The sequence below is a fragment of the Streptomyces bluensis genome (assembly GCF_014650715.1).
GTDB lineage: Bacteria > Actinomycetota > Actinomycetes > Streptomycetales > Streptomycetaceae > Streptomyces > Streptomyces bluensis.
This window is the reverse complement of record NZ_BMVM01000015.1, coordinates 98965-114825: the sequence shown is the minus strand read 5'-3', so window position 1 is coordinate 114825 and position 15861 is coordinate 98965. Positions and strand designations below refer to the sequence as shown.

Genomic DNA, 15861 nt, shown 5'->3' with positions numbered 1-15861 from the left:
CGCCGGTGCTCGGCGCCACACGGACGCGCCCCACATGTCATTGGTTACTCGTTGGTTTACTCGTTGGTGAACTCCTCCACCACCGTCGCCCCCAACTCCCGCACGATCAGGTCGTGCCCGGAGAGGGCCGACTCGTCGAGGTCGGGATCGTCCTCCTCGGGGATGTCGTCCTCGGGCGAGATGGGCGGAGGCTCCGGAGCCGAGGGCGGTGGCGTGGGCGCCGAAGCATTGGCCGGAGCCGGTCTCCCCTGGCCTGCGGCTGGCCCCGGCCCTCCCGGGGACGAGGAACGCGATGCCGATGCCGGTGCCGGTGCCGACGCCGAGGACTGGGGCGCGGAGGGACGCGGCGACGAGGCGGGAGCCCCGCCGTATCCACCACCGGCACCACCGGCGCCCGTTCCGCCGTGAGCGCCGTAACCACCGGGGCCGCTCGCTCCGCCGTAACCGCCCGGACCGGCCGAACCACCCCCGGCACCCGGCGCCGCCCCCGAGCCTCCCGACGGATCGACGACCGCCTCGATCTTCCAGTGCACGTTGAACTGCTCGGACAGCGCCTGCCGCAGTACGTCCTCGCTGCCGCTGCTGGCAAAGTTGTCCCGGGCCCCGGCGTTGACGAATCCGATCTGCAGGGTGGTGCCGTCGAAACCGGCCACATGAGCGTTCTGACTGAGCAGGATCCAGGTGAACCGGCGACGGTTCTTCACCGCCTCCAGGATGTTCGGCCAGAGCATGCGCGGGTCGAGCCCTCCGGCACCGGGAGCGGCACCGGGGGGCGCGGACACGGCCGGAGCGGGCGCGGACGCGGCCCCGGAAGGGGCCCCGGAAGCGGCCGGTGGCCGTCCCCCCGGACCGCCAGGCACTCCTTGTCCCGCTTGCCCCCCTTGCCCTTGTCCTCCCTGTCCTCCCTGTCCCCCACCCGCAGGGGCCGCTGTCGGCCAGCCGCCGGGCCGCCGGCCACCGCCCGCGGTGGCCGCGGTGGGCCAGGCACCGGGGCCGGAGGAAGCGGCGGGAGCGGCAGGAGCGGACGGTTGCTCGGCGACCGGTGCGGGTCCCGACGCCGCAGCAGGCGCCCCCGCGCCCGCCCCCGTACCGGCATCGACCCCAGCAGGCGCAGTAGACGCACCAGGGGCAACAGGCGCAACAGGCTCCACGACAGCGGGCGCAGCCCCGGTTGAAGCAGGCCCACCCTGCTGCTGCCCCTGCCCCTGCCCCTGCCCCGCCCCGGGACCGGCCCCGGCACCCCCGGGCCCGCCTGCCGACCGCACCGCGGCCCGAGCCGCCGCGGGCCCGCCACCGGGCGGAACCACGGGCTGGACTCCGGCAGCCGCCCCCGCGTACCCATGAGCCTCAGGCCCTGGCACGTACCCCATGGCGGGCCCGGCACCGCCCCCGGAGAAGTTCACACCGCGTTCGAGCCGGTCCAGCCGGGCCATGACGGAACGCTCGTCGCCGTACGCCGCCGGCAGCATCACACGCGCGCAGATCAACTCCAGCTGCAAGCGGGGCGAATTGGCTCCCCGCATCTCCGTCAACCCCTCATTGACGAGATCGGCGGCCCGGCTCAGCTCGGCGGCACCGAAGACCCCGGCCTGGGCCTGCATCCGCTCCAGTACGTCGGCAGGCGCGTCGATCAGCCCCTTCTCGGCCGCGTCCGGGACAGCTGCAAGGATCACCAGGTCCCGCAACCGCTCCAGCAAATCCGCGACGAACCGCCGCGGGTCGTTCCCGCCCTCGATGACCCGGTCCACGACCTCGAAAGCGGCGGCCCCGTCCCCCGCCGCGAACGCCTCGACGACGGAGTCGAGCAAGGACCCGTCCGTATACCCCAGCAGCGAGGTGGCCATGGCATACGTGACGCCGTCCTCCGTCGCCCCCGCCAGCAACTGGTCCATGACGGACATGGAGTCACGCACGGACCCGGCCCCCGCCCTCACAACAAGGGGCAGCACCCCGTCCTCAACGGGGATCTTCTCCCTGCCGCACACATCGGCGAGGTAGTCCCGCAGGGTCCCCGGCGGCACGAGCCGGAACGGATAGTGATGCGTACGCGACCGAATGGTCCCGATGACCTTCTCGGGCTCGGTCGTCGCAAAGATGAACTTGAGGTGCTCCGGCGGCTCCTCGACCACCTTCAGCAGCGCGTTGAACCCCGCCGACGTGACCATGTGGGCCTCGTCAATGATGTAGATCTTGTACCGACTGCCGGCCGGTCCGAAGAACGCCTTCTCCCGCAGCTCACGAGCGTCGTCCACACCTCCGTGCGAGGCGGCGTCGATCTCGATCACGTCGATCGACCCCGGCCCGTTCCGCGCGAGGTCCTGACACGACTGGCACTCACCGCAGGGCGTCGGCGTCGGCCCGTGTTCGCAGTTCAGACAGCGGGCGAGAATCCGCGCGCTGGTGGTCTTCCCGCACCCACGCGGACCGCTGAACAGGTACGCGTGATTGACCCGGTTGTTCCGCAGGGCCTGCTGCAGCGGGTCAGTAACATGCTCCTGCCCGATGACCTCGGCGAACGACTCCGGGCGATAGCGGCGGTACAGCGCGAGAGACGACACGCTTACGAGGTTATAGCCGCCCACTGACATCCCAGCCCGACCGGGGCCAGGGAGCGGGCAACACAGAAGACCCCCCACGCACCCGCCAGAGCCAACCTACCCTTGCTGCCTTCCGGCCCTGGGGGAGTTCAGTCAGATAGCGCCGCGTGAGGGGCTGCCCCCAGCCTACCCGATCCACCGACCCCCACCGTCCCCCCTCCCGGGGCCTCGAACGAGTTCGCAAGCACTCCCCGCCGTCATGTAATGTTTCCGGCGGAGGATTCGCCTAGAGGCCTAGGGCGCACGCTTGGAAAGCGTGTTGGGGGCAACCCCTCACGAGTTCGAATCTCGTATCCTCCGCCAGTGCCTCACCGGGCACGATGTCGAAGGGCCCCACCGTTCGCGGTGGGGCCCTTCGACGTTGTCCGTCTCAGTTTCCGTCTCAGTTCGTTTTCGGGAGCTCCCACAGCGCGTCGCCGACTTGCTGCGCGACTTTGCGGAGCATGGTCCCCGTCACATGCATGTAGCGGGCGCGCATCCGGGCCGCTCCCCCGGGCTCCCAGCCCATGATCGAGTCGATCACGACATCCGGGACCCCGAGGATCAGAAGCACGGTCGCAGCGGTGTGTCGAGCGTCATGGAGACGACCGTCTCGTACGCCCGCGTCCCGGAGAAGCCGCTTCCAGACGTGGAAGTCGGTGTTCGGGCTCAGCGGTCCGCCGACCGGCGAGGCGAAGACATACCCCTTGCCCTCCCAGTCGGCACCGGCCGCGATCCGCTCCCGCTCCTGGGCTTCCTGGTGCTGGCGGAGAATCTTGATCAGAGGATCGGGCAGGCCGATGGTGCGCCGTCCAGCTCGGGACTTGGTGGACTTGTGCTCGCGGCGGATCTGCTCCCGCTTTGGGCAGTAGCCCGCCTTCCGGCCGCACGGGTCGGCACCGCAACCGTGCGCGTACTTGGGGCGGAGCCGGTTCTTACGGATGCGGACGTACCCCGCGTCCAGGTCGACGTCCTCCCAGTGCAGGCCGAGCGCCTCCCCTTGGCGGAGCCCGAGCGCCAGGGCGACGACCCAGCGCGCGCTGTTGCGCAGCTTGGATGCCTCGACGAGCAGACTCTGAACCTCCTCGATCGTGTACGGCTCGATGTCCTCTTCTTCGAGTCGCGGAGCCTTGGCGATCTCGGCCGCGTTCGTCGGGACGTGCCCGCGCCGTACTGCCTCGCCGAGGGCGACCCGGATGGTGCGGTGGGCATGGTGAGCGGTGCCGGCCGAACTGCCGGAGCTCTGCATCTTCCGGTAGAAGCGCTCCAGGTGCTCGGGCTCCAGCCGCTCAAGCCGGTGGGCGCCCAGGCCCGGCACGAGGTGAACACGCACGTCCACCTCGTAGCCGTCGTACGTGTTCTCGGAGACGTACGGCTTGGCGATGTTCTCGACCCAGTGTTCAAGCCAGCTCTGTACGGTCCAGCTCTTGCCCGGCTTCCTGAGCTTCTTGGTGTCCCGGGCCCGCTCCATCTCGCGGACGGCCTTGGTGACCTCGGCCCGGGTCTTCCGCTCGATGTGACGACGGTCGGGCTTGCCGTCGTCGCGGACGCCAACGGTGACTCGGCCGTGCCATTTCCCGTCCTTGCCGAGGTAGATGGAGGAGGCCCCGTTGGGCTGACGGGTGCGCTTCCCTTCTGGCTTCTTCTCTGCCATGTCCGCCCCTCCCTCAGGCTGCTTCGGCGGGACGGCGGCGGAGCCTCGTGACGTACGCGCGCAGCGCCTCGGGCGGGACCCGGCGGAGTCGGCCGACCATCACCGACTCGATCTCGCCCGCCAGCACGAGCTTGAAGCACGTCGTACGGCCGATGCGGAGCCGTCGGGCGGCTTCTTCGACGGTCAGCAGGACCGCCGAGGAGTCGGCAGGCTCCAGGACGGTGACCGTGGCGTGCGGCTCAGGCATGGGTGGACTCTCCTTCCGTTCCGGGGGCGGGTTCGAGGGATGCGGCAAGCCAGGCTTCGGCGTCGGACAGGCCGGTTCCGGCGAAGACCCAGTGGGCGAGGACGTACGTCGTATCGGTCTCGCGCTCGCTGCTAGCTGCGGCAGCCGCTTGGGCGCGGCGCCATTCGGCTCGGGCGTCTCGGAGTGCGCCGAGGGTGGTGGAGTAGCGGCGGGATTTGGTGGAGAAGTGGCCTCGGAAGCCGAGCATGTGAGCCCAGGCCCGCAGGCGGAGGTGTTCGAGGTCCTTGCGTGCGCCGAGGGTCCAGGCGGTACGGATCAGGCGGCGGGCGTGTTCGCTGATGTCGAGCTGGGCGAGCTCGGCGGCGAACTTGAGCGGTCGGTCGAGAGCTCCCGTGGCGGTCTCGGCGCCCTTGGTGGCGTACTTGGCGATGTAGGCGGCGACGGCGCGTTCGGTCAGTTCCTGGCCGTCGTTGAAGTCGGCCGAGCGGATGGTGCGGACGTCGAGTTGTCGGCCGAAGGTGAAGGTGTGGGCGCGTCCGTCGATGACCGGTCCGTCCACACGGACCTTGGCAGCGGCGGTGCCGATGGCATCGGTGAGCAGCTCGGCGGTTGCCCAGGCCGGGGGTTGGGTGTCGCCGCCGTTGGGGCCGTCGAGGCGGATGACGGCGTGGAAGTGGACGGCTCCGCGCTTCTGGTACTCGGCGACCTTGGCGAAGGACACGCGGGCGTGCTCACGGAACCGTCGTTGTGACAGGCCCGCGCGCTTGGCGACCTCGCGGCGCAGGTAGGTCGAGAAACGCCGCCAGAGCGGACCGGCGTGCGCGTTCCAGAGCACGGCCGCTTCGTAGTCGTACGTGTCGGGGTCGAGCGGGGTCCCGAGTGCAGGGTCGTCCTGGTCGTGGCGGATGCCGCAGCGGCAGGGGCGTCCGCTGGAAGGGCGGTTGTGGACCGGACCGAAGCTCGGCGCGGTGAAAGTGGCGAACACGCGCGGATGTGAGCCGACCTCTTCCGGGACGCCCTTGCCTCCGCGCAGGCCAGAGGTGATCAGGTGGAAGGTGTCGCGGCGGTAGACCTCGGCGCAGGCCGCACAGCGCGTTGTACGGCGGTTGTTGCAGCGGACGAGGAGCTGTCCGGCCGGGAGGTCGGTGGAGTCGAGGTGCTGGAGGACGCGGCCGATCTCGCCGGTACGGGTGTCGACGTCGTACTCGGTGCGGTGGCCGTCGAGCCGGATCGGGTTGGTGCAGCCGCCGAGCCCGGAGAGCTGGCGGAGGATACCCGGCAGGGTGCCGTGCTGGGCCAACTTGGCGAGTTCCGGGAGCGGGGGCGGGGTGGTGCCGGTGAAGATGGCTGTCTCCTTCTGGCGTGCTTGGTCGGGAGGAATGGGCCCCGGGGCGGCGGATGCTTGGCGGTATCGGGCCGCCCCGGGAGTCAGGCGCCGTTCAGCGCCGCTGGTCGCGCATGAGGGAGCGCAGGACTACGGCAGCGATGGCCACGGAGATGGCCGAGACGGCGACGGCGGCCAGGAGCGCGGTGAGGACGACACCGCCTACGACGACGGCCGCGACCGCTCCGCTGCTGACGGAGACCTGGGGCAGCGAGCTGCGCACGGGCGTCGGATCGGCCGGGGTGTGGGTGTGCGCGTGCGGCGGGGTGGGGTTGTCGGGGTACTTGGGCAGGAACACGGCAGCATCCTCCTTATCTACTCGTCTAGTCATGTGAGCCGTTTATGACATCCACGCCGGAACGCGTGCCGGACTCGATGGCCGGGGCCATGAAGGTGTGCGAGAGCCAGAAGCCGAACAGGGCGATCAGGACGACGATCCAGGTACGGACGCCGAGGAACTTGACCGCTCCCCAGGCGAAGAAGCCGAGGACGACGACGAGCGGCAGGCTGACGGTCACGGTGTGAGGGTCCCTTTCAGCGGACGGGGCAGCGGTGCGTACGGGCGGCCAGCTCGGCGGCGGCCCGGCTGTCGTAGTCGGCGGAGAAGCCACAGCGCGGAGCCGTGCAGGCGGCGGTGTGCTTCTCACGGCCCCGGCCGTCGTACGACGTGCCGACCTGGACCGGGCCGATGCGGACGACGGAGCGGAAGCGGCGGTTGGCGGTCACGGTCAGTCCTCCCGTCGCAGGCTCGGGCCGGGGAAGTCGCTCAGGATGCGAGCGGCTTCCGAGGGGTCCGGGGTTCGGTCGGCGGCCTCTTCGGCGAGGAGCCGGGCGAGTGCCGTACGGCCGGTGATGGCCATCTGTCGGGCCGCTTCGAGGTAGTCAGCGGCTGTGTTGAAGCAGAAGAGGGGCACGGTTCAGCTCCCTGTTGGGGTGAGGTGGGCGGCGATGGCTTCGGCCATGGGGGCGGGAACGCCGAGGCGGGCGCGCAAGGTGGGGGTGTCGATGGGTGTTCCGGTGCGGGTGTGGTGCTCGGCGGCGACCTTGCGGGCGTGCTCGACCAGGGCGGCCGGAACGGGCATGGCGGGTGGCTCGGGCGGTGGCTCAAGGGCGGCCGGTCGCGTGGGTGACTCCTCGGGAGGTGAGGGTTCGGGCTCGTCCTCCTGGTCCTCGATGTCCTCACCGCGCTCAGCGGCGTTGTGGGCCGTCGTTGGCGTGGAGTGGGCGAGGAGTGTTCCGCCGAGGAAGGCAACCGCGGGCCATCCGGCGACGAGGATGCGCAGCCAGGCCGGTACGTCGCCCAGGTCGAGCAGGCCGGCGGTGGCGACGTTCGCCCCGAGGGAGGCGGCGAGGGCGATGACGAACCAGCACCACCCGGCCGCTTTCGCCTCCCCGGACCGGAGTCGACGCCAGGCGGCGACCAGCAGCAGGTCGACCGAGACGGGGTAGGCCCAGGCTTTCCACCCGTCCTGTCCGGCCGCCAAGGCGATGTCGTGGAGGTGGGCGAAGGACAGCGCGGCGGCGATGACCGCTTGGATGAGCACCGCGTCCACGCGGGCCAGTTGGGCGCGCATGATGCGGCTCCTTCCGGGTTCAGGCATGGCAGGGGTAGGGAGTTGGCGCGAGGCGGTCACGCCGACCGGAGTTGGGCGCGAGCGAGGATCAGTCGGCGACTGGGCGCGGCTCGACGACCGGGGCCGGAGTCTCGACCGGCCGTACGGGCGCGTCGGGCCGGAACGGCTTGAGCGCGGGCAGGTCAGGCGTCAGGTGTGCGGACTCGTGGCAGAGCTCTGCGGCGTCGCCGAGGGAGAGGTACGGCGTCCGGATGCGCGACCAGCCACCGGAGGTGTCACCCGCGACGGCGAGACCGGGCCGTTCGGGGGCGACGGAGCAGGCAGCCAGGACCGCTTCGGAAGCGATATCGCCGAGTGCCATCTTGGCGGAGGCTTCGTCGTTGACGCGGTGGCAGACCCGTCCGGTGAGCTGAGCCCGGAGCATGGTGGCGCCCTTGCCGAGCTCGGCGCCGAACCGCTGCCCGCAGACCTCCAGGTAGATCCCGGCCGCGCGGCCGAGTTGGGCGAGCCGGATGAGCTGGGTGACCATCTCGTCCCGCCGCTCCTCCTCCTTCCTCGTGGCGACAAGGAAGAGTTCGGCCGCCTCGTCCACGAACAGCACAACAGGGGTGGGCCGTTCGGTCTCGGGCAGTCCCCAGATGTCCGAGGTGATCTCCTCGTCTGGGGTGTCCGGGGCGATGCCCTGTCGGGCCTTGATCAGGTCGTATCGGTCCTCCATTTCCTTCACGAGCGCGGGCAGCAGCTCGGCCGCCTGCTCCGGATCGGTCGCCAGCGCCGACAACCGGGACGCGAACGGCGCCAGCTCCACACCCCGCTTGCAGTCGATACCGACCAGGGCGACGGGCTGACGGGCGAGTCCGGCGATCAGGTGGCGCAGGTACATGGACTTGCCGGACAGCGTTGCGCCGAGGGTGAGTTGGTGCGGGATGGTGCGGTAGTCGCGCACGAAGGGCGTGGCGTCCTCCCTCAGCGCCACCGGCACTTTGAGGAACCCTGCGTCGATCTTGCGTGGCATGCGTACCTGCCGCAGTACGTCGAAACCGACCAATCGCAGCTCAACCACACCGGGCTTGACGGTCGAGACGTACACGGCGTGAACGCCCCACGCGTGCCGCAGCCGTTCCGCCGAGGCGGCGACATCGGCGGGTTCCTGCCCCGGAGCGAGCCGCAGTCGGAGCCGGAGCCCGGTCGAGGTGGGCCGGATGATGCCCCGACGAGGGGGAACGGGCCGGACCTCCCTGCGAGTGGTGGCCTTGACCGCCAGGACCCGCAGCCGGGATGGAGCCACGGTCAGGCCGCAGGCTTCCATGACCGAGCCGTAGGAGCTGAGCAGCCGGGCCGTGGATATCGGCAGGCCGACCGTGGACCAGTACACGCCGGGGTGTTTGGCCCGGGCGTAGGCGGCCCCGCCGCCGAGCGCGGCGAGGGGGCCACCCACCTCCAGGAGTGTCGTCAGGTCGGTCATCAGGCAGCAGCCCCGGTAGCGGCCGGGAAGGCAGTCGGGGTCACGGCGGCGGCGCGGTAGGCGATGCCGTGGCGCTGCTGCCCGTTGAACACGCTCTCCCACGGCCGGGCAACCAGACCCGGCAGCGAGACCGGGGCCCCGAGGGTCAGCCCCTCGGAGACACCGCTCTCCGGGACGGTGACCTTGATCAGCGAGGACTCGCCGTCCTCGATGTAGACGACGCCGATCGTCATCAGCGCCTCGCCGCTGACGGCGTCCTTGGCGATCTCGCCGGTCTGCCGGTCGCGGACCTTCGGCTCAGGTGCCTCGGTCAGCAGGATCGTTGCGGCGGAGGTCTCCACACGGATGGTGCGCAAGATTCTTCCCATCTACTCGTCTATACAAGATGCGGCGTTCGAACCCGATCTCCGGGAACGACCACCACCTTGCCACACAACTTGCCCACTCGTCTATACGAGTATGCCTGTTGGGGTGTACGAGTTCGGAGAAGCGTCCCCGCGCACCACCGCCGATCACGCCATCACGTCGCCGGGAGCTGGTACGACAACACGTACGCGTCCGCCGCCATCACCGTGTCGCAGACCTCCACCGCCCGCCCCTCCGTGTCGTACGCCGTCCGGATCAGATGGATCACGGGCACACCGGAAGCCAGCCGCAGCGTCCTGACCTCATCGGGCGAGGGCATCCGCGCCCGAATCTCCTCTTCGAAGTGGTCCAGGCGGTGACCCAGCTCTTCAAGCCGGGCGTAGATGCCACCAGGGCCGGGGTTGGGCTCGGCGATCTGCGTGCCGCGCGCGATGTCGAGCGGCAGATACGAGGTGGCGAACTCCACCGGCCGCCCATCCAGCAGATACCGGCGCCGACGAGCCAGCACCCGCCGCACGGACCCGAGCCGCGCGGAGACATCCTGACTGGCCTTCTCCTCCTTGACCTCCAGGCCGTCGACCTGCGGGTGACTGCCAGCCGCCTCGGCCTCGACAGTGAAGGCGGACTTGCCCTGCTCCCGGTGCCGCCGGGCGAACCGGTCGGAGGCGAGCCGCCGCACAGGCGGCCGAGGCCGCACGAACACGCCCTTGCCGTGCTCGGCGTGCACGAGCCCTTCCCCCTGGAGGACGGAGAAGGAGTTCCGGACCGTCATACGGGAAACCCCGTAATGATCGACAAGCTCAGCTTCCGAGGGCAGCTTTTCGCCCTCCTTGAACCGCCCACGGTCGATCGCCTCACGCAGTTGATCAGCGATCTGCCTGAAGACGGCACGATCACTCGTGGGGTCGAGATCGCCGAGGAGGCCGGAAGGAAGAGAGGGCACGTGTACTCCTTTAGATATCTAGACGAGTGGGCGTTTGTTGTTGCTACGGTGGAGAGCCTAGCCAGCCGAGAGGGCCGAGGAACGTGAGCATGGACCGTCCGCACTCCGTGAGCGTCGCCGGAGTCATCGTCGACGACCAGGACCGCGCCCTCTTGATCAAACGCCGTGACAACGGCCACTGGGAACCCCCGGGCGGAGTCCTCGAACGCGAGGAAACCATCCCCGAGGCCCTCCAGCGCGAAGTTCTCGAAGAGACCGGAATCAAGATCACGCTTCCCGCGACCCTGACCGGCGTCTACAAGAACATGAAGGGCTTGATTGTCTCCCTGGTCTTCCGTTGCCAGGCCGCCGACGGCACCCCCACCACCGGGGACGAGACCCGCGCACTGCGCTGGGCCACCCGTGAAGAGGTCATCGAACTCGCCGACGAGGCATACGCGATCCGCGTTCTGGACGCATTGGACGCGGCATCCCCGCCGGCCATCCGCGCCCACGACGGCGTGAAACTCGTCTAGCCCGAACCCGCTGCACATGGCGGCCTACCAGCACGAAGGAACTTGTATGCACGAGTATACGAGCACCGCCCGGGTCTGGGGAATGTCTTGCCCGGGATTCCCCGAAGAGGTCAGCCGGGCCCGCCGCTGGACGAGAGACATCCTGCGCGGATCGCCCCTGGCGGAGAACGCCGAACTGATCGTGAGCGAGCTGAGCACAAACGCGATCCTCCACACAGCAAGCGGCATGGAGTCGGGCGGCTTCCACCTAGCCCTGGCGGTCTCCCCGCAGGTAATCGCGCTGTCCGTCACGGACGACGGAGGCACCGGCACGGCCCCGAAGGTCGAGCACCAGGACCAGGACGCCGAACACGGCCGGGGACTGGACATGGTCAGCGCGCTCGCTCACCGCGTCGTGATCCACAACAGCCAGACAGGAGGCTTCACGGTCACGGCGGAGCTCTTCACAGGTACTCGTCCCGGCGGCGCCCCATGGTGAAACCCGCTGGCACCGAGTCCTTGCCCACAAGCGGACGCACCACGACCTACACCTGCCGGGCAGCCGCATACCCCTTGTACGAGACCAGCTCCGTCAACCTGGGCTCACACCAAACGACAAGCCCGCGCCTGGCACTTCGCTGGCTCCGCGAACGAACGGGCCACGTCGTTGACCAACTCGACACGGCGTATGCCCAGCCAGCCCGCCACTGGCTGACAGACGAACCCGAGCACGAACGCGTCCTCGCCTACCTGACAACCGGCACGGGCTACCAACTCACCCTGCACGACGAGAGCACCCGCTATGTGCTCGTGGCCTACCCACCTGGAGCGCACACGTGACCGGACTGTCCCGCGGCTACTGGTGCGAGTGCTGGACCGAAGACCTCACCGATGCGACGGAGCAGCCGCCGACGCTTCACGGGTCGTTCGACGCGTACTCGGCACCACAGGCCGACAGATGGGTGGCCGTCGCGCTCAGGACCATCACACCGGCACTGGACCCCGACGCCTGCGACGAGGCATGGGACTGGCTCTACGAAGGCCGCGCCGATACACGACGAGCCCTCCTACGCTCCGAACCATGCACCGTGACGATCAGCCACGGCAGCACCCGCATCACATGGACCATCCGCCCAGCTCTCTTCTTGCCTCTCGCACACCGTGAGGCAGCCGAACTCCCAGCCTGCGCACACGACTTCAAGCCCCACACCACCGACTGAGTTACAACTTTCTTTACGGGTTCAAGGCGGCTCGCTCCGCTCACCGCGCGCGGCCCGGCCCCCGGCCGGGCCTGCGCTCCTGTCTCCGCCCCGCTCCAGCCCGGCCGGCGCCCGTGCCGCGCGCACAGCAATCAGCCGCCTGACGTCAGAGAATGGGTACGCCGTGGTTGGGGCGGTCGGCTCCGCGATTTTAGCCAGCCACTTTGGCGCGAGCCTCGAAGATCATGGCCCCAACGTCGTGCTTTACCGGGCAGGTCCACAGACTGCCCGACGCGCCGGAAGCTTACGGGGCCATGATCACTCGCGCCAAAGCAGCTCCAGGCCAAAATCGCTCCGCCGACCTATCGTCGCTGTTAGGGCTGTGCGCCCGCGCAGAGAGCTGAACAGCGCACCGTGCGACCAAGTTTGCTGTAGCGTGCTTGGCTGACAGCTGTAGCACGAGCGAACGGAAAGCAGCCAAGAGGGCCTCGGGGGACTTTGATGAAAGACTGGATACCGCTACTACAAAGCCTTGTCTGGCCAGCATTCATAGCATTGATGGCGTGCATATTCCGCACCCCACTCGGCCGGTTCCTCAAAACCGTCAACAAGCGCGTTGAAGACGGAGGTCCAGTCGAAGGAGAAATCGCAGGGCTTGCGGTCAGGCTCCCCGAGTGGTCACCGCAGAGCCCATCGGGCCCCGAACCACAACCCGGCGCGCAACCCTTGGTCGACACAGAGCTTGTGCCAGCCGAGTCCCAGCCGAATTCCACCAGAGCCGCAGCCGCTCCCCAGATCTACGTGGCCCACACGTCGCGTCGTGACAGGTCGCTGGACAAGGGAAACTACAGATACCACCGCATTCGCGTTTTCCTTGAAGGGGACAATAGAGACCTCGATCGCGTCACCAAAGTCGTTTATCACCTTCACCCGACATTCTATGAACCGGAACGCACCGTCACAGGCCGGGCCAAAAATTTTGAACTGGAAACATCGGCATGGGGAATGTTCAACCTCACAGCCGACGTCCACTTGGAGGATCGGCAGGAACCTTTGAGGCTTGGGCGGTACCTCAACTTCTGACCTGCGTGGCAAGCTGACTGCCCACCAGTCCTCAATGACCACCCGGTCGGCAGTTCGGCGCGTATAGGACCGTGCCAGATCGCACGGGGAACACCGGGGGACCAAGTCGCTGGACAACCAGACGCCTACACCACTTCGACGCAGGTCAGCCCGGCAACCGCCCCCATATGACCCAAACTTCCCAAGCTGAGGGCACCGCAGTGCAGGGACACGGTGTGCTGTACAGCAGCCTCCCATGCACCCGACCATGGCCGAGGGCAACTCCAGAGCCCGGGGAGGAGAGCGCATGGCGGACAGGGAGGCGGCAATCCGCGCTGTGGCGCGCCGCGCTGACCACGTGTACTGGGTACGGGAGTGGCCCGACAAGCCGACCTGGCGGCAATGGCTTCGCCGATGGATGGACCCCGCGTCGTACCACTTCGACCGGACCGCCACCCCACCGGAACCCTGGGTCGACCGGCCCGCCGGCTACTACGAGCGCACAGGCTGGCGCATCCGTGCGGCCTACGTCAGATCCGACCTGGCTTTCGAGGTCGAGTACGTGGTCTGCAATCCGTGCAAGATCGGCTGGGTGGAAGCGCCTCACTCCTACGAGGGCTATAAGCGCTGCGGCCTCGCCTCAGCCGCTCTCCGGTCCCTGCGCCATGTCTACCCAGGAGTCCAGTGGCACACGGGCGGCGGCCATTTCCGCGAGGCCGAGCCCTTCTGGAATTCCGTCAGTGTCGACGTGCCCGGCGGCTACACCCAGCGAGGAAGATGCCATCATGTGGAACCGCGGCGAGCGCGGTGAGCGTGAAGCCACTCCCAGGTCCGTGACCAGGGAACCTGTGATGACCGCCCGTCTCAGTTTCCGTCTCATTCAGCCCCGTTCACAGCCGTTCAGACGAGACCGCTAGCCATCACCACGCCGTCAGCCAGCCGCCCATGAACCCAGGTGAACGCCCCTGTCCACACCCCAGCGCCCCACCACCACAGTTGGAAAGCGTGTTGGGGGCAACCCCTCACGAGTTCGAATCTCGTATCCTCCGCAGCCGCTGACCAGCGGAAACGAAGGCTCCGACCGGATCTCGGTCGGAGCCTTCGTCGTGCCGTGGTTGCAGTTTTGGTTGCAGTTCCCGGTTACCGCCCGTTGAGGACGGCCCGGCACACGCGGCAGTACATCGCCGCGTACCGCCCGTACCTGCGCATCAGCTGGCCGCACCCGGCGCACGGCCCCAGCTCCCACGTCGGGCATCCCAGCGCGGCGGAGGCGGCGGCCCGCTCGACTGGAGTGATCCGCATCGGATCACGAGAGCCCTGTACGGGCATGCGGGGAAGGGTGATGCCGCCAGTCGGCTGGCCGAGGTCGCGGATGGGCCGGGCGTCGCTGACGAACCAGCCTTCTTCTCCTGCCCGGCAAGTGCGGTCGATCTCCTGCTCGGCGAAGGTGATCACGTCGTCGTCCTCTTCGGCCGAGTCTGGGGGAAGAGGCGTCCGTTCACCGACGATCTCCTCCCACAGCGTGCGGTCGTACACCGACACCCACATATGCCGACCGGCCCGCCCGTTGCCGCGGCTGGGCACGTAGACCGGAACGCTCTCCCCCGATGCGCTCTGCAAGACCAAATCTTCGATGTAGACCGGCTTCTTCTCGGGCACGCACAGCGCGGGCACGAACCAGTCGGCGTGAATCGCGCCACAGTGACCGGCACCCTCGCTGACGAGGCAATGGCGGTCGCTGCTCGGTACGCACTTCCAGACCTCCAGGTGGCGGTACCCGCCGCGGATCACCATCTCCTTGCCGCCGGCGATGTCCTTCCACGGCATGTCGTCCACGCGTGCCCACGGGGCTCGGTCGATCAGTGAGGCCGTCCGGTCCTTCGCCACCCAGAGGGGTGTGATGCCGTGCTCCACAGCGTTGGCCGAGCGGCGGTGCACGCTGCTGGGGCTGAGGTGGTGGTACTGGATCTCCCAGCCGATCCGTAGGCCGCTGGGCCCGGTGACGACCGCGTCGGTGACGCTCCGCCGGTTGGCCACGGGAACCTCGGCCTCGGAGTCCAGCCCGTACTTCGCGGCGGTCTCGACAACCCGTTCCTTCGTGGCCTTGTGCTGTGCACTCTCCGCCGGGGTCGGTTTGTGTGTGACCGGCAGGTGAGAGGCAACCAGGGGCCTTCGGCCACCCACCCTGCCTCGACGGATGAACATCCACGGAGACTTCCCGCCTGTCTCCGACTGGCACTCCCGCCCCTTGTGGTGTGCCAGGCACTCAAGCAGTTGCGGGTCTCGGTCGGTGACGCGCGCGGTGATCTCGCCGAGGAGCTCCGGACGGCCCGGATGCCCGAGATCGGGTAACGACAGATTGATCTCTATGCCATATCCGGTGTGCCACACCCCATTCGCCATTCCTCCACGATAGGAACGGCCACTGACACTCAACAGGGTGCGCACCAGGGCAACATGGTGCGGGCGGCAGCCCTTTTGTACGGTCCTGCAGCGCGGTGTGAGGGCCGCATCGGTAACGGGCCCTCGCATGGAGATCAGTCGGCGTTCTCCTCATCGTTAAGGAGCCGCATCGCGTAAACCTGTTCCTCGGGGTGCCGTGCCAGCCGGGCCATCACCCAGGCAGTGCGAGCGTCCATTCCCGGCCCGAACTCGGCGGCCAGGCGGCGGGCCTGCCACGTCGTCCGAGGTGCAAGCACCCAGCGCACGAGTGAGAACCACCGTACGCGGCCGGTGCGGACCGCGCTCCTCCGCGCCGGCGTGGGTCCATTCTCCGGGGTGGGGTCGGGTCCGCCTGGTGCGTGCGATGTCGAGTCGGCCACCCGGCGAGTGTCACGGCGCAATCGGCCTCTACGGGGTCGATCAGCCCGGTGACCACCGGAAAGAGCGGCGGACGT

At 68.7% G+C, this 15861-nt stretch carries 18 protein-coding genes, 1 tRNA gene and 1 other RNA gene; 6 read left to right on the top strand and 14 right to left on the bottom strand.

Annotation, left to right across the window (positions count from 1 at the left end; translation table 11 throughout):
- Window positions 1-56 precede the first annotated feature (56 nt).
- On the bottom strand, window positions 57-2558 hold the full coding sequence (locus IE262_RS29980; RefSeq protein WP_189878063.1) for a DNA polymerase III subunit gamma and tau: 2502 nt from the start codon (window positions 2556-2558) through the stop codon (window positions 57-59).
- Between the two features lie 62 nt (window positions 2559-2620).
- Window positions 2621-2717, bottom strand: an RNA gene (gene ffs, locus IE262_RS29975) — signal recognition particle sRNA small type.
- A 95-nt stretch (window positions 2718-2812) separates the two neighbouring features.
- Between ffs and IE262_RS29970 the strand changes: the two genes are divergently transcribed.
- Window positions 2813-2900: transfer RNA gene (locus IE262_RS29970), tRNA-Ser, on the top strand.
- A gap of 79 nt (window positions 2901-2979) precedes the next feature.
- On the opposite strand, the gene IE262_RS29965 is transcribed toward IE262_RS29970, so the two are convergent.
- From IE262_RS29965 to IE262_RS29915, 11 genes are all read right to left on the bottom strand, one after another.
- Window positions 2980-4230: a tyrosine-type recombinase/integrase gene (locus IE262_RS29965; protein ID WP_189878061.1), complete on the bottom strand. Its 1251-nt coding sequence runs from the start codon at window positions 4228-4230 to the stop codon at window positions 2980-2982.
- Between the two features lie 13 nt (window positions 4231-4243).
- A complete protein-coding gene (locus IE262_RS29960) occupies window positions 4244-4477 on the bottom strand; it encodes an excisionase family DNA-binding protein (RefSeq protein WP_189878059.1) in 234 nt (77 codons plus the stop codon).
- Window positions 4470-5777 (bottom strand): replication initiator, encoded by a 1308-nt coding sequence (locus IE262_RS29955; RefSeq protein ID WP_229877581.1) that lies wholly within the window; start codon window positions 5775-5777, stop codon window positions 4470-4472. The genes IE262_RS29960 and IE262_RS29955 overlap by 8 nt, the downstream gene beginning before the upstream one ends.
- 139 nt (window positions 5778-5916) lie before the next feature.
- Window positions 5917-6159, bottom strand: a complete 243-nt coding sequence (locus IE262_RS29950) for a SpdD protein (protein WP_189878057.1) — start codon at window positions 6157-6159, stop codon at window positions 5917-5919.
- Window positions 6160-6184: 25 nt separating this feature from the next.
- The gene (locus IE262_RS29945; RefSeq protein WP_147998878.1) at window positions 6185-6379 is read right to left on the bottom strand and encodes a hypothetical protein; all 195 of its coding nucleotides are present in this window, start codon (window positions 6377-6379) and stop codon (window positions 6185-6187) included.
- A 16-nt stretch (window positions 6380-6395) separates the two neighbouring features.
- Window positions 6396-6587 carry a mobile element transfer protein gene (locus IE262_RS29940; RefSeq protein WP_189878055.1) on the bottom strand — a complete coding sequence of 64 codons (192 nt, stop codon included), beginning with the start codon at window positions 6585-6587 and terminating at the stop codon, window positions 6396-6398.
- A 2-nt stretch (window positions 6588-6589) separates the two neighbouring features.
- Window positions 6590-6775: a hypothetical protein gene (locus tag IE262_RS29935; protein WP_189878177.1), complete on the bottom strand. Its 186-nt coding sequence runs from the start codon at window positions 6773-6775 to the stop codon at window positions 6590-6592.
- Window positions 6776-6778: 3 nt separating this feature from the next.
- Window positions 6779-7435 carry a DUF2637 domain-containing protein gene (locus IE262_RS29930; RefSeq protein ID WP_189878053.1) on the bottom strand — a complete coding sequence of 219 codons (657 nt, stop codon included), beginning with the start codon at window positions 7433-7435 and terminating at the stop codon, window positions 6779-6781.
- A gap of 88 nt (window positions 7436-7523) precedes the next feature.
- Window positions 7524-8900 (bottom strand): FtsK/SpoIIIE domain-containing protein, encoded by a 1377-nt coding sequence (locus IE262_RS29925; protein ID WP_189878051.1) that lies wholly within the window; start codon window positions 8898-8900, stop codon window positions 7524-7526.
- Window positions 8900-9256 carry an SCO3933 family regulatory protein gene (locus tag IE262_RS29920; protein WP_189878161.1) on the bottom strand — a complete coding sequence of 119 codons (357 nt, stop codon included), beginning with the start codon at window positions 9254-9256 and terminating at the stop codon, window positions 8900-8902. The genes IE262_RS29925 and IE262_RS29920 overlap by 1 nt, the downstream gene beginning before the upstream one ends.
- A gap of 164 nt (window positions 9257-9420) precedes the next feature.
- Window positions 9421-10209, bottom strand: coding sequence for a GntR family transcriptional regulator (locus tag IE262_RS29915; RefSeq protein WP_189878049.1), 789 nt, complete (start codon window positions 10207-10209; stop codon window positions 9421-9423).
- Window positions 10210-10316: 107 nt separating this feature from the next.
- Between IE262_RS29915 and IE262_RS29910 the strand changes: the two genes are divergently transcribed.
- The 5 genes from IE262_RS29910 (at window position 10317) to IE262_RS29890 (ending at window position 13775) form a co-directional block, all read left to right on the top strand.
- Window positions 10317-10724, top strand: a complete 408-nt coding sequence (locus tag IE262_RS29910; RefSeq protein ID WP_189878159.1) for an NUDIX hydrolase — start codon at window positions 10317-10319, stop codon at window positions 10722-10724.
- A 46-nt stretch (window positions 10725-10770) separates the two neighbouring features.
- Window positions 10771-11202: an ATP-binding protein gene (locus IE262_RS29905; protein ID WP_189878047.1), complete on the top strand. Its 432-nt coding sequence runs from the start codon at window positions 10771-10773 to the stop codon at window positions 11200-11202.
- A 337-nt stretch (window positions 11203-11539) separates the two neighbouring features.
- A complete protein-coding gene (locus IE262_RS29900; protein ID WP_189878045.1) occupies window positions 11540-11923 on the top strand; it encodes a hypothetical protein in 384 nt (127 codons plus the stop codon).
- A gap of 480 nt (window positions 11924-12403) precedes the next feature.
- Window positions 12404-12985, top strand: coding sequence for a pYEATS domain-containing protein (locus IE262_RS29895; protein ID WP_189878043.1), 582 nt, complete (start codon window positions 12404-12406; stop codon window positions 12983-12985).
- 286 nt (window positions 12986-13271) lie between these two features.
- Window positions 13272-13775, top strand: coding sequence for a hypothetical protein (locus tag IE262_RS29890; protein WP_189878041.1), 504 nt, complete (start codon window positions 13272-13274; stop codon window positions 13773-13775).
- Between the two features lie 329 nt (window positions 13776-14104).
- On the opposite strand, the gene IE262_RS29885 is transcribed toward IE262_RS29890, so the two are convergent.
- Entirely contained in the window at window positions 14105-15367 is a 1263-nt protein-coding gene (locus IE262_RS29885) for a competence protein CoiA family protein (protein WP_229877580.1), read from the bottom strand.
- Window positions 15368-15861 lie beyond the last annotated feature (494 nt).

What these genes read in the sequence shown, in the direction of transcription:
- IE262_RS29965 (WP_189878061.1), bottom strand. Translation starts at nt 4,230, where the DNA reads ATGGCAGAGAAGAAGCCAGAAGGGAAGCGCACCCGTCAGCCCAACGGG.
- IE262_RS29960 (WP_189878059.1), bottom strand. Translation starts at nt 4,477, where the DNA reads ATGCCTGAGCCGCACGCCACGGTCACCGTCCTGGAGCCTGCCGACTCC.
- IE262_RS29930 (WP_189878053.1), bottom strand. Translation starts at nt 7,435, where the DNA reads ATGCGCGCCCAACTGGCCCGCGTGGACGCGGTGCTCATCCAAGCGGTC.
- IE262_RS29925 (WP_189878051.1), bottom strand. Translation starts at nt 8,900, where the DNA reads ATGACCGACCTGACGACACTCCTGGAGGTGGGTGGCCCCCTCGCCGCG.
- IE262_RS29905 (WP_189878047.1), top strand. Translation starts at nt 10,771, where the DNA reads ATGCACGAGTATACGAGCACCGCCCGGGTCTGGGGAATGTCTTGCCCG.
- IE262_RS29895 (WP_189878043.1), top strand. Translation starts at nt 12,404, where the DNA reads ATGAAAGACTGGATACCGCTACTACAAAGCCTTGTCTGGCCAGCATTC.
- IE262_RS29890 (WP_189878041.1), top strand. Translation starts at nt 13,272, where the DNA reads ATGGCGGACAGGGAGGCGGCAATCCGCGCTGTGGCGCGCCGCGCTGAC.
- IE262_RS29885 (WP_229877580.1), bottom strand. Translation starts at nt 15,367, where the DNA reads ATGGCGAATGGGGTGTGGCACACCGGATATGGCATAGAGATCAATCTG.